The sequence below is a fragment of the Lentzea sp. NPDC003310 genome, from assembly GCF_040610935.1.
Classification (GTDB): Bacteria; Actinomycetota; Actinomycetes; order Mycobacteriales; family Pseudonocardiaceae; genus Lentzea.
This window is the reverse complement of sequence record NZ_JBEXNC010000022.1, coordinates 1-26815: the sequence shown is the minus strand read 5'-3', so window position 1 is coordinate 26815 and position 26815 is coordinate 1. Positions and strand designations below refer to the sequence as shown.

Sequence of the window (26815 nt, the reverse complement as noted above, 5' to 3'; positions counted from 1 at the left end):
TTAGAACGGCGGCTCATCCTCTTCCGGTGTTCGTCTGCACAGAGCTTTACGGGCGATGAAATGCCTCACCAACACCGATCCAAGCCCTGCAACCGCAATGGTGTAACTCGTGAGTGCCAGCCATGAGCCGTTCTGTGCCCGGCTCCATGCGGCAACCTCGCCCTTCGTCAGCGGCAGACGGTCGGGGTTGAGACCTTGGGTCCGCACGACCGTCGTCGGCGGCGTGGCAGGCGGACTGCCTGGCACGTGTTGATAGACCTGCCGAAGATCAACCCAGACGAGTTCGGCGGGTTCGCATGCGCGCCACAGAGGCGAAGGCTGAGACTCGCGCGATTCGACCATGTGTTCGATTGTGCATCGGCCTGTCCGCTGCGAACAACCCTAGGCATCGACTCGTGTGGCGGCGCAATGGTGAACTGGTGGCCGATGCGGCTCGCTCGCGGGAAAACCGATGAAGATGCAGGTCTGCAGCTCACGCTTCCCCTGTCAAGTCCCTTATAACCTCACTCCGGTCAGCTGCAGAATTGCACACCTTGGAACTCACCGCTTGGTTCGGGGGTCTTGGTCAGCACCACTGGTACCGGCACCAGTAGCAGCGTGTCGGATGCTTCACCAGGTGCTGCGGTTCCCCTGTGCTGATCATTAACCGTCCACCCCTCCGGCCATGTGCACTCGATGGATACTTCCGCTGCGACAGCCTTCTTCATTGACGTGATTACAGCGAACCTCGTCTTCATGAACCGCGCGCCACGAAAGAAATTAACCCCGTCGAACGTTGCAATGCCGAAAGTCGAATATTCAAACACCGCACGGCAGTTGAAAGTCACACCGTCGAACCGCGCGACGCCGATGAAGGTCGTACCGGTGAACCACGCGTCGCCATTAAAGTTCGCCTTATGGCAGTTCACGCCCCTGATGAAGGTTGCCTCGGAGAACCAGGCGATGCGGCTGAAAGTTGCGTGATCAAATTCTGCGCCATTGACGAAGGTGGCCCCACGGAACCACGCAAGCTCGGAGAAGGTCACCTTATCGAAGGACGCGCCGCCATTAAAATTCGCACCATCAAATGTCGCGTCCATGCTGAAAGTCACTTCGCTGAACAGTGCATTGCCGGAGAAGGTGGCTCTGTTGAATTGCGCGCCGCCGTTGAAGGTTGTCCCGGTGAACCCCGCTACGTCGCTGAAAATCGCCCCGTTGAACGATGCGATGCCTGAGAATTCCGCGTCGCCGAACCAGACTCCACCGGAAAAGTGCACCTCGGTGAAAGCTGCCTGCCGCAAAGTAAGGCCAGCGGCGTTAAAATCGATGAGAGTGGCACCAGTAAGGTCGAGGTCATATGCCTCGCCCCAGTAAAGGGAATCAGTCGGCTGGCCGCTAGTCGTATCTAAGCCGAAGCACAGATGGGTGGTGAGGATGCGCTGCGCAGTGAGTCGGACCTCGCGTTCCTGACGCAACTGCTCGGACGTAACGGCTGGTGTGGGTGGTCTGAGACTGATACGGCGCGCGGTCGCAGAACCAGTAGTGACACGGTCGGTCGCGATGCGTCGGCGTGGGGTCATAGAAAGCCCGGTTCGGCGAGTGGCGGCCTGCTCAGGCGGCGGGGCGTAGGGACTGCGCAGGTAGGCGCAGATCACGTTGATCACGGTCTGACGCTGGTGGGGGTTGTCCTGGGCGACGCGTTCCAACGCGTACAGACCGCCGTGCCGGACCGCCGCCTTGTCCGAACCCAACTGCTCAACCGCCTTCAGATACAGCTCGGTGATCCGCCGCGCCGCCGCGTCGTGCGCGGTGTCGGCAGCGGCCTTGCGCTGCACGGCCAGGGACAGTTCGGCCGCGCGTTGCCGGCGGGCGGCCAATAGCAGCGCAGCAGCGCCACCAGTGCCAACCAGCAGCGTGGCAGCGGTCCGGATCGCGTCCAACCGGTCTCGTGGCTCGGTCCCAGAGAAGTTGACCAGCAGGAGCACCGCAGCGGTGATGCCCAATCCCAGTAGGACGAGTGCGCCGAGCAGGATCGCCCGCGGCGTCAACGCCGGCATCACCTCCGTCTCCGGCTCCACCATCGGGCGGGCTGGCATGGCCGGGTGAAGAGACCGCAGTACCCCGAGCGCTGCCGCAGCACCCAGCAGCAGCACGATGATCGGAACCATCCACCATCGGCCCAGCCACATCCACACGGCAGACCACCAGGACCAGGATCTCGCCATCCATATCGCCATGCCCAAGCCTGTGCCAGCCAACAGCAGGGCTAGCACACCAAGCCCAGCTCGTCCGGTCACTACCTGTCGCACACGGGTCGCTAGCCCGACAGCGGAAGGCGGAGTTACATCGGTCGTCACGCAGACGGGATCGCGGACTCACCCACAGCGTTACCTGGTGGGGACAACTCGTTCTTGAGCTGTCCCCACCTACGAGCTGGTCAGCGCCAAGGAGCACGCGCAAGTGTGAGTCCGTAAACCGAGTGGGCTCCTGCTTCGCGTAGTCGTCGAGCTACCGCGTTCAGGGTGGCGCCGGTCGTAAAAACATCGTCATAGACCACAACTATCTTGCCTCGAACTGCGGCGGAATCTACGACGTTGAGCGCGAGGTAAAGTTGCGCGGCATTCGCGCGTCGCTCTGCAAGGCTGCTTGCCGTCGCCATTTTAGGCGTGCTAGCCGTCTTGATGATCACAGGTGGATCCACACGGAATGGATAACGCCCCGGCGGGTCCTGCTGCTCCATCGCAGACTCAAGCGTCCAGCTTGCCTGGTCATTACCCTTCCGTGGCAGTCCTGATTCCAGGAAGGCGGGCATGGGAATAATCAGGTGCGATATACGCGCGATCTCCCAGTGAGGCAAGTAGCCAAGTAGTACACGTGCCGCAATGACGCCCCAACCCCATCGGTGATGGTACTTGTGCTGCTTGATTGCGGTATCTAGTGGACCAGTCTTCATTGCAATCGCTGTATTGGAAACGTAGTAGCGGTTGGGGTCTGAGCACAATTTATTGATGCATGGCCCGGTTCCTGTGCTGTACTGCTGGCCGCAGGCAGTGCAGTAGTATGGAGCGGCGCGCTTGATTGTGGCGTTTGCGCAGGTGAAGCACCGTTGAGGTGGTCCTACTGCAACGTACGCGCATTCCTGGCAGTTTCCGAACCCTGCTGGACGCGGGGGTTTCATCTCGTTCATTTAGATGCCGCTCAGCCGAAGTCCAATACGAGTTGTGCCCGTCGTTCATCTGCTGCGTAGATTCGCGAAGCTGGCGCCAGGGATTCCGCCACTTCTTCGACGCTCTCAACCTGAACTGCGCCGCGGCCTTCCACGTACTTTCGTGCCCACTCCTGATCTTGCGTGAGGCTCTTTATGAGGAATACCTTTTTGCCATGTTCAAGCGCAACGCGCGCCTGCATCTTGGCGCCAGAGGTACTTCCTGCCTCGATCACAACCGTACCTTGTGCAATTCCAGACATTGTCACGTTGCGACGGGGGAAAGTCCACGTTGCTCCAGGCGATGACGGCCAGAACTGTGAAACAACAGCACCGCGTCCGCCGGTCGCGATCTGGTTCGTGAGTTCTCGGTTCGAGGCAGGGAAGTAGCGGTTGATGCCGGTGCCGACGACTGCGATGGTGCGCCCACCTGCCGCGAGGGCGGCTGTGTGTGCTGCGGTATCGATGCCCTGGGCGAGGCCAGAGACGACAGTGACGCCTCGATTGACCAGCTCCCGGGCCATCCGCCCTGCTCGTTTGAGGCCCTCATCGCTCGCTTGGCGGGTGCCGACAACTGCCACGCTTCTTAGGTCATCCTCGGTGATCTCGCCGCGGATGAACAAGAAGGGTGGGGGGTTGTGCACCAGGCGCAGGTTGGCGGGGAAAGCCTCGTCAAGGATGGTAACTAGGCGCGCATCGGGCTGGGAGAGCTTGTCTACCTCCGCCTGAGCGGCAGCAACGAACTCGTCTAGACGCCCGGCGGCTCCCCTTAGGGCTTCAGCTGCTTTCGCGCCGTCCTTGCCTGTCTCAGCTGGCTGTCCACTCCACAGGCGATCAACGCCACCAGGGCGCTGAGCCTCGCGGGCAATCAGATACCAGTTGACGCCTGACACCTTGCATAGTCCAAGCAGCCTGAGCTGCTGCTCTGTGAGTCGCATCCTACTCCTATCGCACATCTGTTCGAATGCGTCTGTCACTCATATGTATCGCACACTTCCGGCAAGAATTACAGTCGGCTGGCGTAGGTCTAGGCCAACGTGCCCGTATCGGGCGCTGTCCCATGTGTCTCAGGTGTCTCATGATGCCTCTGAGCTGCGTAGATGGCGCGGGCACGGATCGTGGCTGCCGGTCGCGCATGCCTGGAAGGTGCAGGGCCTGGGGGAGGAGGGGTGCCCGCGTTTTCGATCGCATGTTCGTTTGCGAGGGCCGAAGACTTAGGGCAAGCCTGCTTCATGTGGACCTGCGCACGCTGATGAGCAGTGCACCGCAGTTGCAATCGCGGTGGCATCCACTCACGCTCAGGAGCGTCCACGGAAGCTCGCCATCAGTCGTCGACCAGCCGAAACGTTACTGATGATCCTGGGTGATCGGTCACTCGCAGACCTCGAAAGTGTGCTCGTGACGTGGGCGCAAGCTGGCCGCGTAACAGAGGCCGTCTGGAAGTCGACTTCCTTGCGTGGATGTGACCGTCCGTGCCCGAGCCGTAGCGATTGGTCGACCGATCGCATATGTACTCGGTGGCCTCCTCGCCATCACCCTGTATGGGCTGGCTATCTGGCAAGCCCCTGAGTTCTTAGTGAATAGGGACGTCCTGAGCAGGGCCACCCCGGAGCAGCGCTTGCCGGCCGAACACAACGCGCGCCTGATCGTGATCTCCGTTGGCGGTGCGTTAGTCGTTGGTACCGGTTTGCTCTACACCGCACGGAACTATCGGCTGGCACACCGCGGGCAGGTCACCGAGCGGTTCACCAAGGCGCTCGAACGCCTCGGGTCGGATGAGTTGTACGTCCGTATTGGCGGGGTTCACGCGTTGGAGCACGTCATGCGTGACTCCCCCGAGCACCGCGGCGACGTGGTAAAGGTTCTGGTCGCTTTTATTCGCGATCGCCTGCCTCGCAGAGGTACCGAGGCGGCGAACGAGACCCCGTGGATGCACCCACCATCCGGAAGCGATGAGCCAGAGTTGCCAGCCGAGCCCGCGCCGGACGTGCAAGCCGCGTTAACAGCGCTCGGCAGCCGCCCAGAACAGACCAAGCACAATCGAGCTTCGCTCAACTTCCGGCAGCTCCACGTCCAGGGCGTTCAACTTAGCGGCGCGCAGTTTAGGAAGGCGGACCTGCGCGGGGCCGACCTCCGGAACGCGGACCTGTTCGAGGCCGACCTCCAGAACGCGGACCTGAGCGGGGCCAACCTCCAGAACGCGTACCTGAGCGAGGCCAACCTTCAGAACACGAACCTGAGCGAGGCCAACCTCCAGAACGCGAACCTGAGCGGGGCCAACCTCCAGAACGCGAACCTGCACGGGGCCGACCTCCAGAACACGCACCTGTTCGGGGCCGACCTCCAGAACGCGCGCCTGAGCGGGGCCGACCTCCAGAACGCGGACCTGCGCGAGGCCAACCTCCAGAAAGCGCGCCTGCGCGGGGCCGACCTCCAGAAAGCGGACCTACGCAAGGCCAACCTCCAGAGCACGCACCTGCGCGGGGCCAACCTCCAGAAAGCGGATCTACACGGGGCCAACCTCCAGAACGCGGACCTACACGGGACCAACCTATCCCTAGCTTCGCTAACAGCCGAACAACTTCGGCAAGCCGCCTTGTCCGAGCACACGATCCTGCCGGAAGGACTCGCACGAGGTCCCTTGGGAGAAATTTGGGAGAAGAACCTCTCCTGATCACCTCTAGCGCCCAGCGCAGACCAACAACGACCAACGTCTTGACCAGCAGAGATGATCGCTTCTGCAGGTCAGCCCCGCAGGCGGACTTAGTTCGGGACGAAGAGGTCGCAGGTTCAAATCCTGTCACCCCGATTGAAATAACACGGGTCAGCCCCTGTTCGCAGAAATGCGACAGGGGCTGATTTGTTTTTTGCGGCCTCATGCCGGGCAAGTCGCTGTCGCGCAGCCTCCGAGTCTGCGACCCTCTGTTTCCGGAATGGGGTCGCACCGGGGGGACCATGACCGAAGAAGAAGTGCCTCTGACGCACAACGAGGTGACCGGCGACGCGCACTCCGTGGTCCAGGCGGGTGCGATCCACGAGGTCAACATCTACCACCGCCCGGAGCCGTCGCCGGAGATCCCGATCGCCGTCACCTGCGAGGTGGAAGCGGGCAGTTACCTGCTCCCGAACGGCTGGCACGACGCGATCCCCCTCGGCGGCGGGATGGTCCGCCTGTACGTCGAGTCCCGGGTGGACCGGGCGGTGCTGCTGCGCGCCCTGCGGGTGGCGGTGGTCGCGCGACGCCGGCCGGGCACCGGCACGGAAGCGCTCCACCTGGGAACCGTGGAAGTCCGCTCCTACCGGCTCGACCTGGACGCGAACCCACCTCGTCTCGCCGGTCCGAAGTTCCTCTACACGGTCGCGGCGGGCGATCCGGAGGTGTTCGAGATCGAGGTTCTCTGCACGCGTCACGACGTGGAGTGGCGCTTCGAACTCGACTGGATCTGCGCCGGCCGCACCGGCACCCACGTCGTCGACCTCGGCGGACATCCGTTCCGCTTCACCGGTTCTCCGGAAGGGGCGTGACCAGGTGCCCCCTCAGGTCGAGTTCCACCTCGTCCGCACGGCCGAGATCGTGTATCCGCCCAGTTCGGCCACCGGACCGCACCCGGTGGCCGTCCAGATCAGTGGGCACGCGGTCACCGTGGACGTGACCGCGGTCGAGGAGGTGGCCGTGCACTCCCTCGGGTTTCGCGTGGTGAACCGCCACCCGACCCGCAGCGGGACGGTCAGCATGTGCTTCAACCCGGCGCCGGAACCGAACCTGCGATTTTGGCTCGACGAACCGACGCGGACAGCGCACGGACCGGTCCGCCTCGACTGGCCGGTGACGATCCGCCGAGGACGCAGCCGGCAGTTCGTGGTGTCGGCACACACGAAGAAGCACGACGTCGAGTGGGAACTCTCGATCACGGTGGACTGGGGTGCGGGCCTGCACCAGATGACGTGCCGGGTGCGCACCACCGCAGAGACCGGCATGGTGAGGTTCAGCCCCGACGGGACCACGTCCGTCGCGAAGATCCACGCGGAGCCCGACCGCCCGGAGGATTCCTCTGCTCGGCCGTGAACTCCGGGCGTGCCCCGTGCGTTGGGCGAGATGCTGCGCTGGAAGCGCGACTGAGCTGAAGGCTCACGCCGACCCCTGACTCGGACGTCTCCCCCCAGAGTCGAAGGTCCTTTCTGGACACGGAAAAGGACATCAACATTCCCAATAAGCCACCCGATCGTGTGACGTAGCTCGACACGCGCGGTCGTAGACGGGACCGTGATTAGACAACGCAGAGACATCGTTCTGCGCCAAACCTAACGAAACGACCACGTAGCGTTAACCCTTACGAGTGAAGGTTGACGGTTCCACTTACGTTGCGTAACGGCTGTCTAGATCCAAACGACGTAGGCAGTGGTTCAGCCCTCGTTGAATATGTCGGGAGATGTTCGTGATGGACTCCGCCTCCGCCGCCAATCCTGCTCAGAGGTCGTGGATCGTTGTCGCGGCCAAGGCAATCGTGGTGTTGCAGTCCCTGGGGATCGTTTACATGCTCACATCGGCTTGGGTGACGGCCGTGGTGGCCGTCGGCTTCATCGCTGTCTTCGTCGCGATCCGGGCGCTCACGCGCGCCTCGCGGCAGGTCGACCGGATCTTCGAAGAGGAGCTCGGCCGGCAATAGGCTCGGCACCATGCTGACGCGGGTGTCCGAGGCCCTGGTGAAGCCGGGGCGAGAAGAAGAGTTCGTGGCACGGGTGCGCGAGCTGGTCGCGGGGTTCCCCACGACCTACGAAGGCCTTCTGGGGCACGAGGTGCTCGTCGACCTCGACGACCCGCGGCGCGTGCGGTACGTGAGCCGGTGGCGGGACGAGCAGGCGCTGGAGGACTACGCGGGCGCCGGGTGGCGCACCGATCCGGTGACCTTTCCCGACGAGGACGAGTACCTGCTGCAGCCGTTGACGCTGCGGCACTTCCGGCACGTGGACTGACTCAGGCGAGGAAGCCCTTCGCGGGCAGGCCCTCCGGGAAGCGTTCGAGGGCGTCGCCGGCCGCGCGGGCCAGTGACTCGAGCGTCTCGATCTCGGCCGGGGTGGCCGTGTGCGGGACGGCCCAGTAGCAGCCGATGGCGCCGAGCGGTTCCGGGCGCAGGATCGGAGCCATCACGAGACTCCTCACAAAAGTCGGCCGGTACGCTTCTTGAGGAATCCTCGAATCGAAGCGGATGTCCCTGATCGCCACGGTTTGACGATTCATCATCGCCCACCCGCTGATGCAGTTCACCGCCGGGAACCGCTGGCCCTTCCACAGCGGACTCATCGAGTCCTCGTCCGCGTAGTAGCAGAGGTCCCCGTCGAGCAGCACCAACGTCGCACCGTGCGCCACCAGCGACGACCTGGCCGTCGTGCGCACCACCCGTTGCACTTCCTCCAACGTGGCGGCCCCGGCGAGGCGCTCCATCGTTTCGGACATGCCACCACATTAACTCGCACCGGACCGCACACCTAGTTTTTCTGACTCGATTCAACTAATCGGCGGCGACGGCGCAGTGCGTGACCCTGCAACAAAGACGGTCGACGCTTTGCGAGAATCCGCCGTTCACTTCCGAACGGCCGCCGCCCACCGGGTGGTGGCACATCCCACTGTGGTGGTTGTGTCAGGTGGAATCCCCCTAGAAGCATCCACGGACTCTAGGGTTGAACCGTGACCACGCACCCTTCTCCCGAGATCCCGGACCAGCTCTTCGAGGACCCTGCCGCCGAGACCCGGTGGCGCGAGCGGTTCACCGCTCCCCGCATGAGCCTGCCCGGCTGGGCCGACGACGCACCGGACCGCACCCTGTACGTCTCCAACGCCAGTGGCGTGTGGGAGATCTACGCGTGGGACCGCGCGACGAACGAGCACCGCAAGGTCACCGACCGCCCGAACGGCACGTCGCACGGCACGCTGAACCCGGACGGCACCGAGATCTGGTGGTTCGACGACCACGACGGTGACGAGTTCGGCGTCTGGGTGCGCGAGCCGTTCCACGCCGACGGCGGCAAGCCGGAGCCGGCGGTCGCCGACGTCACCCCCGGCTACCCGGCGGGCTTGGAGATCGGCCGCACCGTCACGGCGGTGGCCGCCTCGACCGACGACGGCACCACGGTCTGGCTGAACCGCGAGGGCCGGAGCGAGGTGATCTACCAGCACGTCAACGACGCCGGCGTCACCGCGCTCGCCAAGGACGAGTCGATCGTCGTGATCGCGCACTCCGAGCACGGCGACAACCGGCACATGGCCCTGCGCGCCCTGAACGCAGGCACCGGCGAGACCGTCGCCGAGAAGTGGGACGGCAAGGGCAAGGGCCTCGACGCCATCTCGTTCAGCCCGGTGCGCGGCGACCAGCGGCTGCTGGTGCTGCACGAGCGCCGCGGCCGCGAGGAACTGCTGATCTGGGACGTCGCCGCCGACACCGAGCAGGAGATCGTGCTCGACCTGCCGGGCGAGGTCGCCGCCGACTGGTACCCGGACGCGTCCGCGCTGCTGGTCGTCCACACGCACCACGCGCGCAACACCGTGCACCGCTACGACCTCGCGACCGGCGAACTGTCCACTCTGGACACCGCGCCGGGCGTGATCGGCTCCGCGGGCGTCCGTCCGGACGGCACGATCGAGTACTCGTGGTCGTCCGCCGAGAGGTCGACGGTGATCCGCGCACTGGCCACCGACGGCACCGAGAGGGTGCTCGTCGAGCCCGCCGGCGCCAAGCCCGCGACGTCGTTCCCGCTGGAGGACGTGTTCGTCGGCGACGTGCACGCGCTGGTCTCGAAGCCCGAGGGCGAGGGCCCGTTCCCGACGGTGTTCCTGATCCACGGCGGCCCGCACTCGTCCGACGAGGACCGCTTCTCCGCGTACCGCGCGGTGTGGCTGGACGCGGGCTTCGCCACCGTGCACGTGAACTACCGCGGCTCCAGCGGCTACGGCTCGAAGTGGCGGGACGCCATCGAGGGCCGGCCGGGCCTCACCGAGCTCGAGGACATCGCGGCCGTGCAGGACTGGGCGATCTCGTCGGGCCTGACCGCGCCGGGTCGCTCGGTGCTGAACGGCGCCTCGTGGGGCGGCTACCTGACGCTGCTCGGCATCGGCGTCCAGCCCTCGCGCTGGGCCGTCGGCGTCGCGGGCGTCCCCGTCGCGGACTACTTCGCGGCCTACGAGGACGAGATGGAGCCGCTGCGGGCGTTCGACCGGGCGCTGTTCGGCGGTTCGCCGGAGGAGCTGCCCGAGCTGTACAAGGAGTGCTCGCCGCTCACGTACGTCGGGGACGTCACGGCGCCGGTGCTGATCCTCGCCGGGGAGAACGACCCGCGGTGCCCGATCCGGCAGATCGACAACTACCTGGACGCGCTGGCCGAGCGCGGGCACGCGTACGAGATGTACCGGTACGACGCCGGGCACGGGTCGCTGGTGGTCGCGGAGACGATGCGGCAGACGGCGGCCGAGGTGGACTTCGCCCGGAGGCACCTGGCGAAGTGACCGGACTCGGCTGGGCGGTGTGCTCAGCCGGGTTCATGATCGCGAGTTGTCCACAGGCTGGCGGCGGGCTGACCTGCGGTTATCCGAAGTCGGCTAGCCTGTGGACAACGCGGGAACCAAAACCGGGGATCGCGCGTTGCGCCAGGAGGAAGCGCGCGGGGGGCGGTGGGCACGGAAGGCCGGCAGCGTGGCCGAGATGGTCGGAACACCGGGGTGACCGAACTGCCGGGGTGGTCGGAACGCCGGACTCGTCGCCCGCGATACGACTGCTGTGACGGAGCTGCCGAGCCGCCCGCGGGCCAGGCCTGAGCGGGATGCACCAGCCGGGCAGATGCCTGAGCGGGGCGCACCAGCCGGGCAGATGCACGACTCCTGGTTGCTGCGTGAGGTCCTCGACGGCGAGTGGTCCGAAGCGCTGCTGGCCGGACTCGCCGGCGGCATCGGGTTCATGTACTTCGTGTTCGAGTACAAGGGCCACACGCCCACGATGACGATCGTCGCCCGGCATCACCCGGCGCCGTTCATCCCGACCGCGCTGCGGCACGCCGGCATCGCGCACGACGTCACGACCACCACCTCCGCGCGCAAGGCCGAGCAGCGGCTGCGGGCCGCCGACGGACCGGTGATCTGCCTGCTGGGCAAGGACAAGCACCCGGTCGGGGTGCTCGGGGTCGACGGGGACGAGGTCACCGTGCTCGACCGGGACGTGCCCAACCGGGGCGCGCCCGACCTAGGCGTCCACGCTCGGCCGCTGGCCGAGTTCATGGCGGGCTGGGGTCAGGGCAGGCACGAGATGATCGGCATCGGTGAGCGGACCGGTGAGCCGGACGTCGCTGCGGCCGTGCGGATGACCTGCGAGCACCTCACCGGACCGGTGCTGGGCAACAACTTCGACGTGAACTTCGGGTTCTCCGGGATGCGCAAGCTCGCGGAGCAGTTGCGCGACAAGGGGAAGAAGGGGTGGGGCCAGCGGTGGGCCGACGACCCCGCCCACGTGCGGCGGCGGCTGCACGACTGCCTGGAGGTCGAGTACACCGCGCCCGGCGCCACGCGGCCGCTCTACGCCGACTTCCTCGACGAGGTGGGGCTGCCGGGGGCGCGCGAGTTCCGGGAGTCGGGTGCGCTCTGGTCGGAGGTCGCGCGGGGTGGCGACTACGAAGTCGCGCGGGGTGGCGACTACGAGGTCGCGCAGGGTGGTGACTACGACGAACTGGCCCGGAAAGTCGACGAGGCCCGTTCCGTCGAGGAACGGGCCGTCCGTCTGCTGATGCGCTAGGCCGGGGTCACGCGGACTGGGCCTGCCACATCCAGTGCGCCTGCTCCAGGTCCTGGGTGATGCCGATCAGGAGGTCCTGGGTGACGAGGTCGGGCTTGTCGGTCTCGTCGATGCGGGCACGCATCCGGGAGATCAGGGACGCGAGGGACGTCGTGATCGCGGCGACGACCTGGTCCTCCTTCAGCCAGCCCGACTCGATCTCGGGCAGGCCGGACGACTCGGCGATGACCTTCGCCTTGCCGTTCGGCGTGACGCCGATGGCCGCTGCGCGCTCCGCCACCTGGTCGGCGGCGTTGCGGGCGAGCACCACGAGCTCGTCCAGCTGGAGGTGGACGCTGCGGAAGTTCTTGCCGATCACGTTCCAGTGCGCCTGCTTCCCGACCAGCGAGAGGTCGACGAGGTCGACCAGGGCTGCCTGGAGGATGGCACCGACGGCGTCGCGGTCGGCGTCCGCCAGTGGGCTGGTGATCGGGTTCTTGGCCATGTGAAACGCGCCTCCTCAGACGGTGACGGTGAGCGCCACCTCGATGTTGCCGCGCGTCGCGTTCGAGTACGGGCAGACCTGGTGGGCCTGCTCGACGAGCTTTTCCGCGACCGCCTGGTCGAGTCCGGGGATCGTCACCGCGAGCTCGACGGCCAGCTGGAAGCCGCCGGCGCCGTTGGAGCCGATTCCCACCTTGGCGGTTACCTCGGACGAGGCGATCTGAATCTTCCCCGCTCGGGCGACAGCTGCGATCGCGGAGTTGAAGCACGCGGAGTAACCGGCTGCGAAGAGCTGCTCCGGGTTGGTCGCGTCGCCGCCGGGGCCGCCCATCTCCTTGGGGACCGACAGCACCTCGTCGATCACACCGTCGGATGAACGGACCTCGCCGTTGCGTCCCTCTCCGTAAGCAGTCGCCTCAGCCGTGTACAGCGCTTCCATTCCGCTCTCCTCAGGTCAGTGGACTCAAAGCCTTTCACTGAGGGAGAACGCATCGTGCGCGATTTAAATTCCAGTCGTGACCCAGTTCACTGCTGGACGGGGCGGCGGAGGGCGAACTCGGCGACCTGGCGGCCGATCGTCCGCAGGTTGCGGTCGACGTCGTCGTCCGAGCAGGCGCCGTCGCCGTCGAACTTGACCTGCGCGGAGTTGATCGCGGAGCCCAGCGGGGTCGGCCAGCCGCGCAGCGCGTGCACGATCGAGCGGACGGCGGCGAGCGTGTTCACCGCGGCCTGCCAGCCGTAGGCGGCGGTGATGGTGCCGACCGCGCGGCCGTCGAGGTACGGGCGGTCGTCGTCGCGGAGGTCCTCGATGTAGTCGAGGGCGTTCTTGACCAGGCCGGACACGGTGCCGTGGTAGCCGGGCGACACGACGATCACGCCGTCGCAGCGGCGCAGGTCCTCGACCATCCGCATCGCCACGTCGGTGCGGTCCGGCACCGACGGGTCGTAGAACGGGAGCACCAGGTCGGGGCCGCTGTACTGGATCGTCTGCGCACCGAGCTCGCGGGCACCTTCCAGGGCCACCCGCAGCGCCCGCTCGGACTGCGAGTCGGGCCTGATCGAGCCGCCGATGCCCACCACCGTCACCGTCATGAACCCGATCCTTCCACCTCCAGTTACCTGGAGATCCAGCACTACTCGCTAGTAACCTGCACCACATGTCGAACTTCCAGGCGGCCGCACTGGCCCGTGCTCTGCGCTTCGCGTTCGGTCTTCCCGGCCCTGTGCGCCGGCTCATCGCGGGTACCCCGATCCGCCTGGACGGTCAGGACCTGCACCCCGAGGCCCAGTTGCTGCTGAGGTTGCAGCAGCTGTCCGGGACGGGGTGGCGCACCAGGACAGCATCCGAGAGCCGACTGGACCTGGAGTTGAGTTCGAAGCTCGTGGCGGGTCCGAAGATCACCGGGGTGGGTGCGCGGGAGCTCACGATCGGGGAGTTCGCCGGGCGCCTCTACACGCCGGACGGGCTCGCGAGCGGCTCCCCGCTGTTGATCTTCTACCACGGTGGCGGTTGGGTGACCGGCAGCCTGGAGAGCCACGACAACCTGTGCCGCTTCCTCGCGAAGGAGGCGGGCGTCCGGGTGCTCGCGGCCGACTACCGGCTCGCCCCGGAGGCACCGTTCCCCGCTGCGGCCGACGACGCCGCCGAGGTGCTGCGCTACGCGATCGCGAAGGCGGAGGACCTGGGCATCGACCCGCGCCGGATCGCGCTCGGCGGCGACAGCGCGGGCGGGAACCTGGCGGCGGTCACGGCGCACGCCGCCGAGATCGACCTCGCGTTCCTGCTGCTGCTCTACCCCGGTGTCGACGCGTCGGTGCGCCGCCGGTCCCGCGAGGTCTTCGGCAACGGCTTCTTCCTCACCGACGAGAAGATGGACTGGTTCCTCGACCAGTACACGACGGGCGGCAAGGACCGGCACGACCCGCGGCTGTCGATCATGCTGGCGGACGACCTGTCGGGCATGCCGCCGACCTACATCGCGACCGCGGGCTACGACCCGTTGCGCGACGAGGGCGAGGCCTTCGCGGAACGGCTCGCCGCCGAGGGCGTGCCGGTCGTGCTGCGCCGGCACGAGGGCCTCTTCCACGGGTTCGCGAACGTGCTGGGCGTCGGCGGGATCTTCCGCGAGGCCGTGTCGGAGGCGGTCGGCGCGCTGCGGACCGGGTTCGCGCTCGCCAACTCCGCTCAGGACGTGGACGAGACCGCCTGACGCTGGCGGGACAGCGCCCAGCCGACGCCCGCGATCACGAGTCCGGCGAGGCCCGCGACGACGAAGCCGAGCGGGGGTCCGCTGTGGTCCACGGCGACTCCCGCGAGCGGTTGACCTGCGGCGACACCGAACGTGAACGCTGATCCCTGCAGCCCGAGGGCCAACCCTCGGGCCGTAGGGGGCGCGCTCTTCGCGATGAGTTCGGACGACGCTGTGATGGTCGGTGCGCACGCGAGGTTCATCGGGATCAACGCGAGCGCGAGCAGCCAGACGTTGCCGTCGCCGACGCCGACCGGGATCTCCAGCAACGCCATGCACGCCAGCAGGAACACGCCGCTCGGCACCCGTTTCAGGCTGCCGTAGACGAGGCCGCCCAACGCCGAGGCCGCGCACATCACCACGAAGATCAGGCCGAGCCAGCTCTGCTGACCCGAGCGCTCCAGCGAGGCGATCGCCGAGATCTCCATGCCCGACAGCACCATCGTCGCGCCGAACGGGACGATCAACGCGGCGATCACCGGCCCGCGCAGCCACTGCCGCACCGGCGGCGGCGGACCGTCCACGACGTCGTCCTCGTGCAGCAGCACCGGGTTCACCGCGAACAGCACGGCGCTCGCGGTCAGGATCGCCGCGCCGATCACGACCAGCGCCGTGCCCGTCGAGAACTTGGTCGCGATCAGCACGCCCGCCGCCGGCCCGACCATGAACGACAGCTCGACCGAGATCGAGTCCAGCGAGAACGCGGGCCGGCGTTGGGGTTCGGGCACGATCGCGGTCAGCGCCTGCCGCCCGATCGACATCACCGGCACGGCCACCAGCCCGTTGGCGAACGCCAGCACGAGCAGCACGTAGTAGTCCATCAGCGGTGCCGTCAGCCAGAACGCGCCTTCGAGCAGGCTGAGCAGCAGCACGAACCGCAGGCCCTTGGTGTCGACGAGCTTGCCCATCAACGGCGACCCGAGGCCGAGCCCGACCATCGTCGCGAAGCCCACGGTGCCGGCCGCCGCGTAGCCCTTGTCGAGCGTGGTCACGACGTGCAGCGTCACCGTGACGCCCGCGGCCGTCGGCGGGATCCTGGCGAAGAACATCAGCAGCATCAGGGGACGGACCCCCGGCAGCGCCAGGACCGACTTGAACGGGGCGAGGTTCACGAGGACATCGTCACCCGGTCCGCAACCGGTTTGCCGGATCTCGCGAGCAGCCAGGCGACGCCCGCGACCAGCAGTCCGACCACGCCGACGATCGCGAACCCGGCCGGTGCTCCCCCGCGGTCGATCGCGACGCCCGCGACCGGTGCGCCGATCGCGTGGCCCAGGGTGAACGCCGACCCTTGCAGTCCGAGAGCGAGGCCACGCGCCGTGGGTGGCGCAAGGCGGCTGATGTGTTCACCGGACGCGGCGATCAGCGGCGCGCACATGAGGTTCATCGGCACGAGGAGCAGGCACAGCAGCAGCACGTTGCCATCGCCCAGTCCGACCGGGATCTCCAGCACGGCCATGAGCACCAGCAACCCGAGCACGCTCGGCACCCGCTTCACGCCGCCGTAGACCAGGCCGCCCACGATGGACGCCGCGCACATCGCGAAGAACACCACACCGAGCCAGCTCTGCTTGCCGATGTGTTCCAACGACGCGATGGCCGACACCTCCATGCCGGCGAGGCACACGGTCGCACCGACGCACACGACCAGCACGCCGAAGATCCGTCCGCGCAGCCACTCGAACAGCCGCGGCGCCGGTCCGTCGACGACCTCGTCCTCGTGCACCATCGGCGGGTTCGCCCAGTACAGCAACGCCCCGGCGACCAGGATCGAGAGGCCGATGAACATCAGCGCGATGCTCGTGGAGAACTTCGTCGCGACGAACACGCCCAGCGCCGGCCCGGCCATGAACGACAGCTCGACCGAGATCGAGTCGACCGACAGCGCGACCCGGCGCTGGGTCGCCGGCACGAGCGCGGTGATGACCTGCCGTCCGATCGACATCATCGGCACGCCCAGCAGCCCGACGAGGAACGACGTGATCAGCAGCGTCCAGTAGCCCATCAGCGGCGCGGACAGCCAGAACGCCGCCGACGCCGTGACGCTCACGACAAGCATCGACCGCAGGCCGCGCGCGTCGATCAGCCGGCCCATCAACGGGGCGCCCAGCCCCATGCCGATCGTGCCGACCGCCCCGACCAGCCCCGCCGCGCCGTAGCCCCGGTCCAGCGTGACCGCGACGTGCAGCGTCAGGATCACGCCGGTCGCCGCCGGGGGCATCCTCGCGAAGAACATCAGCAACGCGAGAGGCCGGACCCTGGGCAGCACCAGGACGTGTTTGAAGGGGGCGAGGTCCACCTCGTCATCCTCGCCCGGATGGCAAAAGGTTTTCTTTGCTAACGATGTGATTCGCCGTACAGCTCTTCCAGTGCCCTGTAAGCCTTCACGATGAACGGCCGCGCGTTCGCGTACCTCTCGACGAGCCCCTCGTCCGGCGTGATGGTCTGCGTCGGCTGCACGAGGTCGACGGTCAACGACTCGATCTCGTCCAACGCCCGCCACGCGAGCATCGCCGCGCCCACGGCCGAACCTCCGCTGTCCTCGGTGAGGTGCAACGGCATCCCGAGCGTGTTCGCCAGCGTCTGCGCCCAGATCGGGGCGCGGAACGCACCGCCGGTGATCCGCAACGACTCGACGTGCGGCACCGCGTCCAGCACGAGCGCCAGCTGCTGACACACACCCTCGACCAGTGCCTTGGTGATCTGCTGAGGGGTGTGTTCGCGCCTGAGGCCGAGCATCGCGGCGTGCGCGGTCGGGTCCCACCACGGCGCCCGTTCGCCCAACAGGTACGGCAGCGCCACGAGTCCATCGGAGTCGGCGCCGGCGGCCTGCGCGAGCAGCTCGCCGACCGGGACGTTGAACGTCTCGGCGGCCCACTGCGCGACGACGCCGCCGTTGCTGATCGCCCCGCCGCGCACCCACAGGCCTTCGCCGATGGCGTAGCTGAACGTGCGGCCCTCGTCGTCGATGCCCGGTCCCTGCTGCGCCACGCGCAACGCACCCGAGGTGCCGAGCGAGACCGCGCCCGCGCCGGGACTGGCCGCGCCGACGCCGAGGTTGCCGAGCGGTCCGTCGCCACCGCCGACGACGACCGGGATGCCGGGTCGCAGGCCGGGGACCACGGCGGTGAGCGGCGTCGAGTGGGTGGGCTCGACCAGCGGCGGGAGCTGGTCCGCGGTGACGCCCGCGAACTCCAGCGACGGCTCGTGCCACTGCAGGGTGTGGACGTTCATCAGGCCCGTGCCGGAGCCGGACGAGTGCTCGTTCAGCAGCTCGCCGGTCAGGTGCAGGTGGACGTAGTCCTTGATCTCGCACCACTTCGCGGCGCGGACACCGTTCTCGTGGAACCACGCGAGCTTCATCAGCGGCGTGAACGAGTGGATCGGCGCGCCGGTCTGCCGGTGCAGCTCACGGCCCTCCTCGGTGCCGCGCAGCCGTTCGGTCTGCTCGACCGCGCGGTTGTCGGCCCAGCTCAGGGCGTCCGTGACGGGTTTCAGGTCCGAGTCGAGCCCCATGATCGAGTGCATGGCACCCGTCAACGCGATCGCGCGCACGTCGTCGGAGGCCAGCTCGCGCAGCGCGTCGAACGCCGCGTCCAGCACCTGCCGGGGGTCGTGCGTGGCCTCGAGACCGCTGGTGCGCATGGGATAGGCGCGCTCGGTCGAGGCGACGACCTGGGCCTGCGCGTTCACCGCGACGACCTTCGTGGCCGTCGTGCCGAGGTCGACCGCGAGGACGATCATGCGCGCACCGCCGTGAAGGCGGCGAAGCTCGGCGACTGCCGCAGCGGGCCCCAGAACTCCTCGCCGCGGTCGTCGTCCGGCGTCACGGCGGGCTGCCGCGTCACGGCCAGCCCCGCTCGGGTCAGCGCGCCGTCGAACACGCCGCGCTCCCAGTAGAAGGAGTCGAAGTCGAACGGCGGATCACCCAGCACGTGGACCTTCACCGGCTGCTTCACGTTCATCGGCCCCGTGCGGGTGACCTCGTAGCCGTAGCGGCCGTACTGCGCGAGGAGGTCCCAGTCGGCGTCGGGGTTCGGCACCAGCACGACGAGGCGGCCGTCCGGGGCGAGGTTCGCGGTCAGGTTCGCGATCATGACGTCGAGCGCGGGCACGTCGTCCGCGTAGCCGAGCAGCCACACGGCCGTGACGACGTCGAACTCGCCGAGCACCGGCAGGTCCGTGGCGTCGTGCTGCTCGTAGGTGATGCCGCGCGGTTCGCGGCTCTCGACGTGGCGCGCGTAGCCGATCATCTCGCCGGCGGAGTCGACGCCCACCACGCGCGTGGCGCCGAGGTCGTGGAACAGCCGGGCGTAGAACCCGGTGCCGCAGGCCACGTCGAGCACCGACTTGCCGAGCAGGTCACCCACCGAGGACAGCAGCGTGGCACGTTCGGCCAGGCCGGTCGGGATGTGCTTGGCACGTTCGTAGATCGCGCCCAGCGCGTCGTACTGATCGTCGCTCTCCGCCATGAACATCACCCTAGGACGGCGGATAGCGGACGAACCACTCCTGTCCCACGGGTGCGGCCTGGCTGGTCTCCAGCTCCCAGTCCGCCACCATCCGGTCGATGACGGGCCGGAACTGAACGCGCTCCACCCAGTCCGGACGGATCTTCTCCACGCCGTGCAGGGCGCCGGCGAGGTTGCCCGCCATGGACGCCGTCGAGTCGTTGTCGCCGCCGTGGTTGACCGACAGCAGCAACGCGTCGTTCGGGTCGTCGGTCGCCAGCACCGAGTACAGCGCGATGGCGAGCGCCGTGTCGCCGACGCCGCCGCGGCCCAGTTCCTCCACGCGAGCCACGCCGGGGTCTCCGGAGGCGGCCAGTTCCAGGGCGTGTTCGATGCCCGCGACGACCTCCTCGTGGTCCTCGCGCCGGACCAGTGGGCCGACCGCGACGTCCAGGGCGGCGAGCAGGTCCTTGCCGCGCAACAGCTGGTGCACCAGCACGGCGAACACGCCCGCCGACAGGTAGCCGCTCGGGTGGCCGTGGGTCAGCGCCGCGTTGGCCGCCGCCAGGGCGAACACGACGGCCGGGTCCTCGTCGGCGAGGGCGACCGGGGCGACCCTCATGGCGCCGCCGCAGCCCTTGGAGTTGTTGGCCGGCTTGGTGATCGTGGCCTGGTCACCGGTGCGGGCGTACTCCTGCAACGCGCTCGTGCAGGTGAGTCCCGGTGCGCGCATCCGGAAGAGGTCGCGGTGGCCGACGAGCCAGCCGTCCGGTTCGTCCGCGCTGGAGTGGAGGCCCCGGGCCTTGTCCCACGGCGTCTTCTGGGTGTGCAGCCAGCGCTGGTACGCGTGCTGGGTGACGGTCGTGAGCTCGCTCTCGCCGGTGATCCGCTGCCTGACGTGCGCCCGGATGACCGCCTCGAATGTGAAGAGCGTCATCTGGGTGTCGTCGGTGATGTCCGGGTTCTCCGGCAGGTCGGTGATGCCGTCCGGGCCGTGGCGCTCGTAGACGACGTCCATCGGCAGGTTCTCGGTGTTGGCGCCGAGCGCGTCGCCGATCGCACCGCCGATGAGGCACCCGCGCAGCCGTGAGGACCTGTGCGGCACCGGGAAGAACCGGTGGCCCGCTCCGTCGACCCACCTGGCGGCTTCCCGGGTCGCGGACGGCCGGTCGTGGCAGCCGCAGCTCCGCATGTGCTGCGCGGCGGCGTCGGCCAGCTCGACGAAGTCGAACTCCGCCTCGAACGGCAGGCCGGGGTTGACGTGCAGCCGCGGTTTCGTGGCGCCGAGCCGGCTCAGGATCGTGTGCAGCGGGACGCGGATCCACTGCTCGACGCCCGCCGGGAGCCGCGACTCCTCGGTGTAGGCGCGCAGGACCTCGTCCTCGGTCATCAGGACCTCGCCGGGGATGAGCAGCTCGCCGTGCGCGGCGTGGTGCCCGAAGCCCTGGACGTCGCCCTCGTAGTCGTGCAGGAGCTGTTCCACCGGCGCGAGCGGGATCACCACGACCTCCGGTACAGCTCTTCGGCCACGAGCCGGACGTCGTGTTCGGGTCCGCCCTGCAGGGCACCCGCGACGGCCCGTGCGACACCTCGGCCCTCACCGCGCACGGCCTGCGCCAGCGCACCCGCGGCGGTGAACGGATCGGCGTCCGGCGGGTCCAGCTCGGAGGGGGTGAAGAGGTGCGCGGCCAGCGTGATCACGGCGTCGGCGGCCGGTGAGTCCGGACCGTGCGTGAGGGCGACGAGCTCGCGGATCCGGTCCTCGTCGAGCCGTTGCACGGCGGCGGGCAGCGCCCAGATCAACGCGCCTGGCCCCTGCGACCTCACCGAACCGCCGCGGGCAGCCTGCCGGGACACGAGATCGTGCTGCACGCCCGGATTCGAGGCCCAGGCGGCCAAAGCGGCGAGCGGGTCCTCCGCCGAACACGCGACCAGCTGGTCGACGAGTCCTGTTCGGACACCCGCGCCGCAAGCGAAACCCTGGTAGGCGGCCACGACCTCGGTGAGGCGAGGCGGCCTGATCCACTCGACGTCCCCCATCGCCGCCAGACCCTACCGGGCCGGGCGGCGACGGGAACGATCAGCTCAGAGGCGCTTCGCGAGCTCTTCCGCGACCTCGTAGGTGTTGAGCGCCGCACCCTTGCGCAGGTTGTCACCGCACACGAAGAAGTCCAGCGTGTTCGGGAAGTCCAGCGCCTGGCGCACGCGACCCACGTACGTCGGGTCGCCGCCCACCACGTCGGCGGGCGTCGGGAACTTGCCCGTGGCCGGGTCGTCGATGAGGACGATGGTCGGCTGCTCGGAGAAGATCTTGTGCGCCGCCTCGACCGTGACCTCGCGCGCGAACGTCGCGTGGACCGACAGCGAGTGGGTGGTGACCACCGGGACGCGCACGCACGTCGCGGAGACCTTCAGGTCCGGGATGCCGAGGATCTTGCGGGCCTCGTTGCGGACCTTGAGCTCCTCCGACGACCAGCCGTCGTCCTTGAGCGAACCGGCCCACGGCACCACGTTCAGCGCCAGCGGGGCGGGGAAGGGCGAGTCCTGCGCGGACAGACCGGCGGCGGCGAGCGCCTCGGCCACGTCACCCGCGACCGCACCGGCCTCCTTGCCCGCGAGCGCCGCGATCTCGGCGTAGAGGCGGTCGATGCCGGACTGGCCGGCACCCGACGCGGCCTGGTACGACGCGACGACGAGCTCCTTGAGCTCGAACTCGCGGTGCAGCGCGCCGAGCGACGCCATCATCGACAGCGTCGTGCAGTTCGGGTTCGAGATGATCCCGCGCGGGCGGTTGTCGATCTGGTCCGCGTTGACCTCGGGCACGACCAGCGGCACGTCCGCGTCCATCCGGAACGCGCCGGAGTTGTCGATCGCGATCGCGCCGCGCTCGGCGGCGACCGGCGCCCACTCCTTCGAGACCTCGTCCGGCACGTCGAACATCGCGATGTCGACGCCGTCGAACGCCTCGGGCGACAGGGCGATGACCGTGAGGTCCTGGCCCCGCACGTTGATCTTCTTGCCCGCCGACCGCGGCGACGCGATCAGCCGGACCTCGCCCCACGGGAAGGAGGAGCGGGTGTTCATGATGTCGATCATCACGGTGCCGACGGCACCGGTCGCGCCGACCAGCGCGAGTACAGGCCCAGTCATCGTCCAGTCCCTGCGTAAACGACGGCCTCTTCGTCGCCACCGAGCTCGAACGCGTCGTGCAGGGCACGGACGGCGTCGTCGAGCTGGGTGTCGCGGCAGACGACCGAGATGCGGATCTCCGAGGTGGAGATGATGTCGATGTTGACGCCGGCGGTGGCCAGCGCCTCGCAGAACGTCGCCGTGACGCCGGGGTGCGAGCGCATGCCCGCGCCGATCAGCGACACCTTGCCGACGTGCTCGTCGTAGAGGACCTGGTCGAACCCGATCTCGTCACGGGCCTTCTCCAGGGCCGCCACCGCGCGCGGGCCGTCGACCTTGGCGAGCGTGAACGTGATGTCCGTGCGGCCGGACGCCGCCTGCGACACGTTCTGCACGACCATGTCGATGTCGAGCTCCGCCTGCGCCACGACGCGGAAGATCTTGGCCGCGATGCCGGGGTGGTCGGGGACGGCAGTGACGGTGATTTTGGCTTCGGACCGGTCGTGCGCGACGCCGGTGATCATCGCCTGTTCCACGTGAAGGTCCTCCACTGAACCGGACACGATGGTTCCGGTCTTGTTGCTGAACGAAGAGCGGACGTGCACGGGCACGTTGTAGCGCCGGGCGTACTCCACGCAGCGGAGCATCAGCACCTTGGCGCCACAGGCGGCCATCTCGAGCATTTCCTCGTAGGTGATCGTGTCGAGCTTCTTCGCGTTCGGCACGATGCGCGGGTCGGCGGTGTAGACGCCGTCCACGTCGGTGTAGATCTCGCACACGTCGGCCTTGGTCGCCGCCGCGAGCGCCACCGCGGTGGTGTCGCTGCCGCCGCGGCCGAGCGTGGTGATCTCCTTGGAGTCCTGGGAGACGCCCTGGAAGCCGGCGACGATCACGATCGCCCCTTCGGCCATCGCGTCCTGGATCCGGCTCGGTGTCACGTCGATGATCCGCGCTTTGCCGTGGGCCGACGTCGTGATGACGCCTGCCTGCGAGCCCGTGTACGAGCGCGCCTCGGCTCCGAGCGAGTTGATCGCCATCGCGAGCAGCGACATCGAGATGCGCTCACCGGAGGTGAGGAGCATGTCGAGCTCACGTGCTGGCGGCACCGGCGAGACCTGGCGGGCGAGATCGAGCAGCTCATCAGTCGTGTCCCCCATGGCGGACACGACGACGACCACGTCGTTGCCGGCCTTTTTGGTCGCGACGATGCGCTCGGCCACGCGTTTGATCCGCTCGGCGCTTCCCACCGATGAACCGCCGTACTTCTGGACGACGAGCGCCACCGACCTGACCTCCTTCGCGCGACTAAAACCCCACGTCGAAGGCAGCCTACCCGGACCACCTGGTGAGACTCTGGAGCCGTGACGCGCGTGACTACTCTGTCCGGGTGTCGTCGAGCGTCGATGTGGTGGAGGCCCGAGCAGCCGTGCAGGAGAGCAGTGCGCGCTCACGGTTGGCCGAGGCGCTCAGACACCCGGCCGCGCTCTGGACGGCCCCGGCGCTCATCTACCTGATCATCCGCCAGGTCGGGCTGTTCGTGCTGCAACTCGTCGTCGGGTACCAGAACGAGCTCACCGGCAAGGCCGACACCTCGGTCGACAACCTGAGGTCGTGGGACGGCGACTGGTTCCTCGGCATCGCCACCGGCGGCTACAACGGCGTGCCGGCACCGCCGTACGACGCGTTCGGCCGCCGCACCGCCGAGACCCCGCTCGCGTTCTTCCCCGGCTACCCGGCGCTGATCCGCTGGGTCGACGGGCTGCCGGGCGTGGACGTGGTCGGCGCGGCGTTCGCGGTCAGCCTGATCAGCGGCATCTTCTGCGCGTACGGACTGTTCGTCCTCGGCCGGACCGTCCGCGACGGCTCGACCCGCGCGGGCCTGATCTTCGTGACGCTGTTCGCCGCGTCCCCGATGGCCGTGGTGCTGTCGATGACCTACTCGGAGGCCACGTTCTGCGCGTTCGCCGTGTGGGCGCTGGTCGGCGTGGTGAAGAAGCGCTGGATCCTCGCGGGCGTCTGCTGCGCGGCGGCGGGTCTGGTCCGCCCCACGGCGGCGGCGCTGATCGTGGCGGTCGGCCTGGCCGCGCTGGTCGCGGTGGTCGCCGACCGCAGGGACTGGCGGGCGTGGGTGGGCGGCGCGCTCGCCCCGCTCGGCCTGCTCGGCTACCTCGGCTGGGTCGCCGTGCGCACCGGCGACCTGATGGGCTGGTTCGGCGTGCAGCAGCGCGGCTGGGGCTCGAAGTTCGACGGCGGCGCGGCCACCTGGGAGTTCGTCGGCGCCCACCTCGGCAACCCGCGCTCGATCCTCGAGACCGGCACCGTCTGGCTGCTGGCGTTCGCGATCGTGCTGGTCTTCTACGCCTTCCAGCGCCGCCTGGAGTGGCCGCTCGTCACCTACGGCATCGGCGTCCTGGTCATGGACCTCGGCTCGAACGGCCTGATGAACTCGAAGGCCCGCCTGCTGCTCCCGGCGTTCACGCTGCTGCTGCCCCTGGCGCTCGTGCTGGCGCGCCGTCGTCCGTCCACGGTCCTCACGGTCCTGGGCATGGCGACGCTGTTCAGCGCCTGGTTCGGCGCCTACTCGCTGGCCGTTTGGCAGTATGCGATCTGATGAACGAACTCATCTCCCAGCGCCGCAGCCCCCGTGCGTTCGACGCTGACGCGACGATCTCCGCCGACGACCTCCGCACCCTGCTCGAAGCGGCGCGCTGGGCCCCGTCCCACGGCAACACGCAGCCGGCCCGCTTCGTCGTGGGCCACCGCGGCACTCCGACGTTCGACGCGATCTTCGAAACCCTGACCAGAGGCAACAAGACCTGGGCGTTCCGCGCGTCGGTGCTGCTGATCGGCTGCGTCGTCACGACCGACGACCGCGGCCCGATCCCGAACGTCGAGTTCGGCCTGGGCCTCGCCATGGAGAACATCGCCCTGCAGGCCGTCGACCTGGGCCTGATCGCGCACATGATGGGCGGCTTCGACAAGGAAGCCGCTCACCGCGCGTTCGCGATGCCCCCGGACGCCCGCCCCCTGGTGGCCATGGCGCTGGGACGACAGGGCTCGCTCTCGGACCTCCCGGAAGACCTGCAGGCCCGCGAGCAGCGCGAACGCCAGCGCCTCCCCCTGTCCGAGACGGTCTTCACCGGCTCGTGGGGCGTCTCAGAGCTCGGTTGAGAAGTACTTCGTGGCGACGTCGTTGTGCAGCGGGAACGCCAACGGCACGCACTCGAAGATGACCTTGCGCTCGGACGCCTCGTCGTTCGGCACGAACGGCGGCATGTCCTCGGCGTTGATCGCGGGCGCGGTGGCGAACATGAGCACGGTCCCACCGTCCGGCGTGGACACGAAGTGCAACGGCCGCAGGTCGTCAGGCGGAATCCGCACGCCTGCCTCTTCCTCGAGCTCGCGCACAGCGCTCTGCTGCCACGACTCACCGCGATCCATGAAGCCACTCACGAACGCAAGCTCACCCACGGGCGGAATCGCCCGACGAACTGTGAGCAGCCCCGTGCGATGCCCGTCCTTCACCGGTACGAGCAGCACCACGACCGGCGAGGGGTTGGCCCACACCATGTGCCCGCAACTTCCGCAACTACGCGGGTACGCGGCCGTGTCGGCGTACTGGGTGCCACAGCTGTTGCAGTAATCGTCGCGCGCCATGCCCCGAACCTAGTTCAGGCGCCTAACGAGCTTAAGGACGATCGCTCGAACGCCGAGCCAGAACAACGCGGCCAACCCGAAGTTGACGATGACCCGCAACTTCGCGTCCTGCGGACTGAAGAGGTCCCGGAACGCGAGCGCCACGGGCTCGGCGATCGACTTGACCGTGCTGGTGATGGTGTTGTCCGGGTTGGCCCCGCCGACGGTCAGCACGACGTGCACGACGAGCACGACCGCCAGCGCAAGGCCGACCCAGCTGATGATCCCGGCGGCGAAACCGACCACACGCGTCCGCATACCGCCGGAATCTACTACTTAGTAGCGCGACACCGCACGTGCGAGCAAACCGGTCACGACCAGCCAGAACACGGCGGCGAGACCGTAGTTGAGGAAGACGTCGAGGTTGTAGTTGCCCGTCGCGAAGAGACCGGGGAAGAAGAGTGCGAGGGGCTCGGCGAGGGACTGGACGAACTTGAAGAAGGCGTTCGCCTGGTTCGCACCCAGCACGATCATCAAGATGTAGAGGATCTCGATGAACGCGAAGACAGCACCGATGCCGCTGATCACGCGGGAAGCCGTGCCGCGGCCACTGGTCGTACGTAATCTGGACATACATGAACGATTCCCGGGTATGGGGACCGTAAAACTTGCAAGCTGACCAGCTTCGGCATGCAACACAAAAGTGCGCACAAACGGAGTAAGCCCAGCTCACCCGCGAGGCCGAAGGCGAGCAGTCAGCCAGGTGGGCGCCAGCCCCAGCGAAGCCGAAGGCGAGCCGTCTCTTGCCAAGACTCCGGGGCGGTGGGGTCCCATCACGAGTCGCGCCATAGCACTTGCTGCATGCCTGGAGGGGTGTCAAGCGGGCACGCTTTTCGCCCGCTTGACACC

At 67.9% G+C, this 26815-nt stretch carries 29 protein-coding genes; 10 read left to right on the top strand and 19 right to left on the bottom strand.

The features are described 5' to 3' along the window. The 4 genes from ABZX02_RS36650 to ABZX02_RS36635 all read right to left on the bottom strand — a co-directional run bounded on the left by ABZX02_RS36650 (position 1) and on the right by ABZX02_RS36635 (position 4122). A complete protein-coding gene (locus ABZX02_RS36650) occupies positions 1-342 on the bottom strand; it encodes a hypothetical protein (protein ID WP_355305445.1) in 342 nt (113 codons plus the stop codon). Positions 343-512: 170 nt separating this feature from the next. Beyond that, a complete protein-coding gene (locus ABZX02_RS36645; protein ID WP_355305690.1) occupies positions 513-2168 on the bottom strand; it encodes a pentapeptide repeat-containing protein in 1656 nt (551 codons plus the stop codon). Positions 2169-2416: 248 nt separating this feature from the next. Then, the gene (locus ABZX02_RS36640; RefSeq protein WP_355305443.1) at positions 2417-2791 is read right to left on the bottom strand and encodes a phosphoribosyltransferase family protein; all 375 of its coding nucleotides are present in this window, start codon (positions 2789-2791) and stop codon (positions 2417-2419) included. A gap of 386 nt (positions 2792-3177) precedes the next feature. Further along, positions 3178-4122, bottom strand: coding sequence for a DNA-processing protein DprA (locus ABZX02_RS36635; protein WP_355305441.1), 945 nt, complete (start codon positions 4120-4122; stop codon positions 3178-3180). Between the two features lie 518 nt (positions 4123-4640). On the opposite strand from ABZX02_RS36635, the gene ABZX02_RS36630 reads away from it, so the two are divergent. From ABZX02_RS36630 to ABZX02_RS36610, 5 genes are all read left to right on the top strand, one after another. Next, a complete protein-coding gene (locus ABZX02_RS36630) occupies positions 4641-5858 on the top strand; it encodes a pentapeptide repeat-containing protein (RefSeq protein WP_355305439.1) in 1218 nt (405 codons plus the stop codon). A 281-nt stretch (positions 5859-6139) separates the two neighbouring features. Next, a complete protein-coding gene (locus ABZX02_RS36625) occupies positions 6140-6709 on the top strand; it encodes a hypothetical protein (protein ID WP_355305437.1) in 570 nt (189 codons plus the stop codon). Between the two features lie 4 nt (positions 6710-6713). Then, on the top strand, positions 6714-7250 hold the full coding sequence (locus ABZX02_RS36620) for a hypothetical protein (RefSeq protein ID WP_355305435.1): 537 nt from the start codon (positions 6714-6716) through the stop codon (positions 7248-7250). A gap of 364 nt (positions 7251-7614) precedes the next feature. Next, on the top strand, positions 7615-7851 hold the full coding sequence (locus ABZX02_RS36615; RefSeq protein WP_355305433.1) for a hypothetical protein: 237 nt from the start codon (positions 7615-7617) through the stop codon (positions 7849-7851). A 10-nt stretch (positions 7852-7861) separates the two neighbouring features. Further along, positions 7862-8158 carry an antibiotic biosynthesis monooxygenase family protein gene (locus tag ABZX02_RS36610; RefSeq protein WP_355305431.1) on the top strand — a complete coding sequence of 99 codons (297 nt, stop codon included), beginning with the start codon at positions 7862-7864 and terminating at the stop codon, positions 8156-8158. A 1-nt stretch (position 8159) separates the two neighbouring features. Here the strand turns inward: ABZX02_RS36610 and ABZX02_RS36605 are convergent, their stop codons facing one another. Continuing rightward, positions 8160-8639, bottom strand: a complete 480-nt coding sequence (locus ABZX02_RS36605; protein WP_355305429.1) for a GAF domain-containing protein — start codon at positions 8637-8639, stop codon at positions 8160-8162. A gap of 231 nt (positions 8640-8870) precedes the next feature. Between ABZX02_RS36605 and ABZX02_RS36600 the strand changes: the two genes are divergently transcribed. Together ABZX02_RS36600 and ABZX02_RS36595 are read left to right on the top strand one after the other, a co-directional pair. After that, positions 8871-10682 carry a prolyl oligopeptidase family serine peptidase gene (locus ABZX02_RS36600; protein WP_355305427.1) on the top strand — a complete coding sequence of 604 codons (1812 nt, stop codon included), beginning with the start codon at positions 8871-8873 and terminating at the stop codon, positions 10680-10682. A 331-nt stretch (positions 10683-11013) separates the two neighbouring features. Further along, positions 11014-11958, top strand: coding sequence for a DUF4872 domain-containing protein (locus ABZX02_RS36595; protein WP_355305425.1), 945 nt, complete (start codon positions 11014-11016; stop codon positions 11956-11958). A 7-nt stretch (positions 11959-11965) separates the two neighbouring features. Here the strand turns inward: ABZX02_RS36595 and ABZX02_RS36590 are convergent, their stop codons facing one another. The 3 genes from ABZX02_RS36590 to ABZX02_RS36580 form a co-directional block, all read right to left on the bottom strand. After that, the gene (locus ABZX02_RS36590; protein WP_355305423.1) at positions 11966-12442 is read right to left on the bottom strand and encodes a DNA starvation/stationary phase protection protein; all 477 of its coding nucleotides are present in this window, start codon (positions 12440-12442) and stop codon (positions 11966-11968) included. 15 nt (positions 12443-12457) lie between these two features. Further along, positions 12458-12880: an organic hydroperoxide resistance protein gene (locus ABZX02_RS36585; RefSeq protein WP_355305421.1), complete on the bottom strand. Its 423-nt coding sequence runs from the start codon at positions 12878-12880 to the stop codon at positions 12458-12460. Between the two features lie 86 nt (positions 12881-12966). Next, entirely contained in the window at positions 12967-13533 is a 567-nt protein-coding gene (locus ABZX02_RS36580) for an NADPH-dependent FMN reductase (RefSeq protein WP_355305420.1), read from the bottom strand. A 65-nt stretch (positions 13534-13598) separates the two neighbouring features. Here ABZX02_RS36580 and ABZX02_RS36575 point away from each other — a divergent pair, with 65 nt between their 5' ends. Further along, entirely contained in the window at positions 13599-14651 is a 1053-nt protein-coding gene (locus ABZX02_RS36575) for an alpha/beta hydrolase (RefSeq protein ID WP_355305419.1), read from the top strand. On the opposite strand, the gene ABZX02_RS36570 is transcribed toward ABZX02_RS36575, so the two are convergent. From ABZX02_RS36570 to ABZX02_RS36535, 8 genes are read right to left on the bottom strand one after another with little or no spacing between them, the layout of a single operon-like run. Then, a complete protein-coding gene (locus ABZX02_RS36570) occupies positions 14627-15802 on the bottom strand; it encodes an MFS transporter (protein ID WP_355305417.1) in 1176 nt (391 codons plus the stop codon). The genes ABZX02_RS36575 and ABZX02_RS36570 overlap by 25 nt on opposite strands. Further along, complete coding sequence (locus ABZX02_RS36565) at positions 15799-16989, bottom strand: MFS transporter (RefSeq protein WP_355305415.1); 1191 nt, start codon at positions 16987-16989, stop codon at positions 15799-15801. Before ABZX02_RS36565 ends, ABZX02_RS36570 begins: the two co-directional genes overlap by 4 nt. A 38-nt stretch (positions 16990-17027) precedes the next feature. After that, positions 17028-18434 carry a gluconokinase gene (locus ABZX02_RS36560; protein ID WP_355305413.1) on the bottom strand — a complete coding sequence of 469 codons (1407 nt, stop codon included), beginning with the start codon at positions 18432-18434 and terminating at the stop codon, positions 17028-17030. Then, positions 18431-19162: a class I SAM-dependent methyltransferase gene (locus tag ABZX02_RS36555; protein WP_355305411.1), complete on the bottom strand. Its 732-nt coding sequence runs from the start codon at positions 19160-19162 to the stop codon at positions 18431-18433. Before ABZX02_RS36555 ends, ABZX02_RS36560 begins: the two co-directional genes overlap by 4 nt. A 10-nt stretch (positions 19163-19172) precedes the next feature. Next, positions 19173-20642, bottom strand: a complete 1470-nt coding sequence (locus ABZX02_RS36550) for an ADP-ribosylglycohydrolase family protein (protein ID WP_355305409.1) — start codon at positions 20640-20642, stop codon at positions 19173-19175. Further along, positions 20639-21181, bottom strand: coding sequence for a hypothetical protein (locus ABZX02_RS36545; protein ID WP_355305407.1), 543 nt, complete (start codon positions 21179-21181; stop codon positions 20639-20641). Before ABZX02_RS36545 ends, ABZX02_RS36550 begins: the two co-directional genes overlap by 4 nt. 45 nt (positions 21182-21226) lie before the next feature. Then, positions 21227-22291 carry an aspartate-semialdehyde dehydrogenase gene (locus tag ABZX02_RS36540; protein WP_355305405.1) on the bottom strand — a complete coding sequence of 355 codons (1065 nt, stop codon included), beginning with the start codon at positions 22289-22291 and terminating at the stop codon, positions 21227-21229. Next, positions 22288-23553, bottom strand: coding sequence for an aspartate kinase (locus ABZX02_RS36535; protein ID WP_355305403.1), 1266 nt, complete (start codon positions 23551-23553; stop codon positions 22288-22290). Before ABZX02_RS36535 ends, ABZX02_RS36540 begins: the two co-directional genes overlap by 4 nt. 104 nt (positions 23554-23657) lie before the next feature. Between ABZX02_RS36535 and ABZX02_RS36530 the strand changes: the two genes are divergently transcribed. Beyond that, positions 23658-24881, top strand: coding sequence for a hypothetical protein (locus tag ABZX02_RS36530; RefSeq protein WP_355305401.1), 1224 nt, complete (start codon positions 23658-23660; stop codon positions 24879-24881). Further along, positions 24881-25441, top strand: coding sequence for a nitroreductase family protein (locus tag ABZX02_RS36525; protein ID WP_355305399.1), 561 nt, complete (start codon positions 24881-24883; stop codon positions 25439-25441). The genes ABZX02_RS36530 and ABZX02_RS36525 overlap by 1 nt, the downstream gene beginning before the upstream one ends. Here ABZX02_RS36525 and ABZX02_RS36520 read toward each other — a convergent pair. From ABZX02_RS36520 to ABZX02_RS36510, 3 genes are read right to left on the bottom strand one after another with little or no spacing between them, the layout of a single operon-like run. Then, complete coding sequence (locus ABZX02_RS36520; protein WP_355305397.1) at positions 25427-25927, bottom strand: NUDIX domain-containing protein; 501 nt, start codon at positions 25925-25927, stop codon at positions 25427-25429. The genes ABZX02_RS36525 and ABZX02_RS36520 overlap by 15 nt on opposite strands. Positions 25928-25936: 9 nt before the next feature. Next, on the bottom strand, positions 25937-26224 hold the full coding sequence (locus ABZX02_RS36515) for a hypothetical protein (RefSeq protein ID WP_355305395.1): 288 nt from the start codon (positions 26222-26224) through the stop codon (positions 25937-25939). An 18-nt stretch (positions 26225-26242) separates the two neighbouring features. After that, the gene (locus ABZX02_RS36510; protein WP_355305393.1) at positions 26243-26539 is read right to left on the bottom strand and encodes a hypothetical protein; all 297 of its coding nucleotides are present in this window, start codon (positions 26537-26539) and stop codon (positions 26243-26245) included. Positions 26540-26815 lie beyond the last annotated feature (276 nt).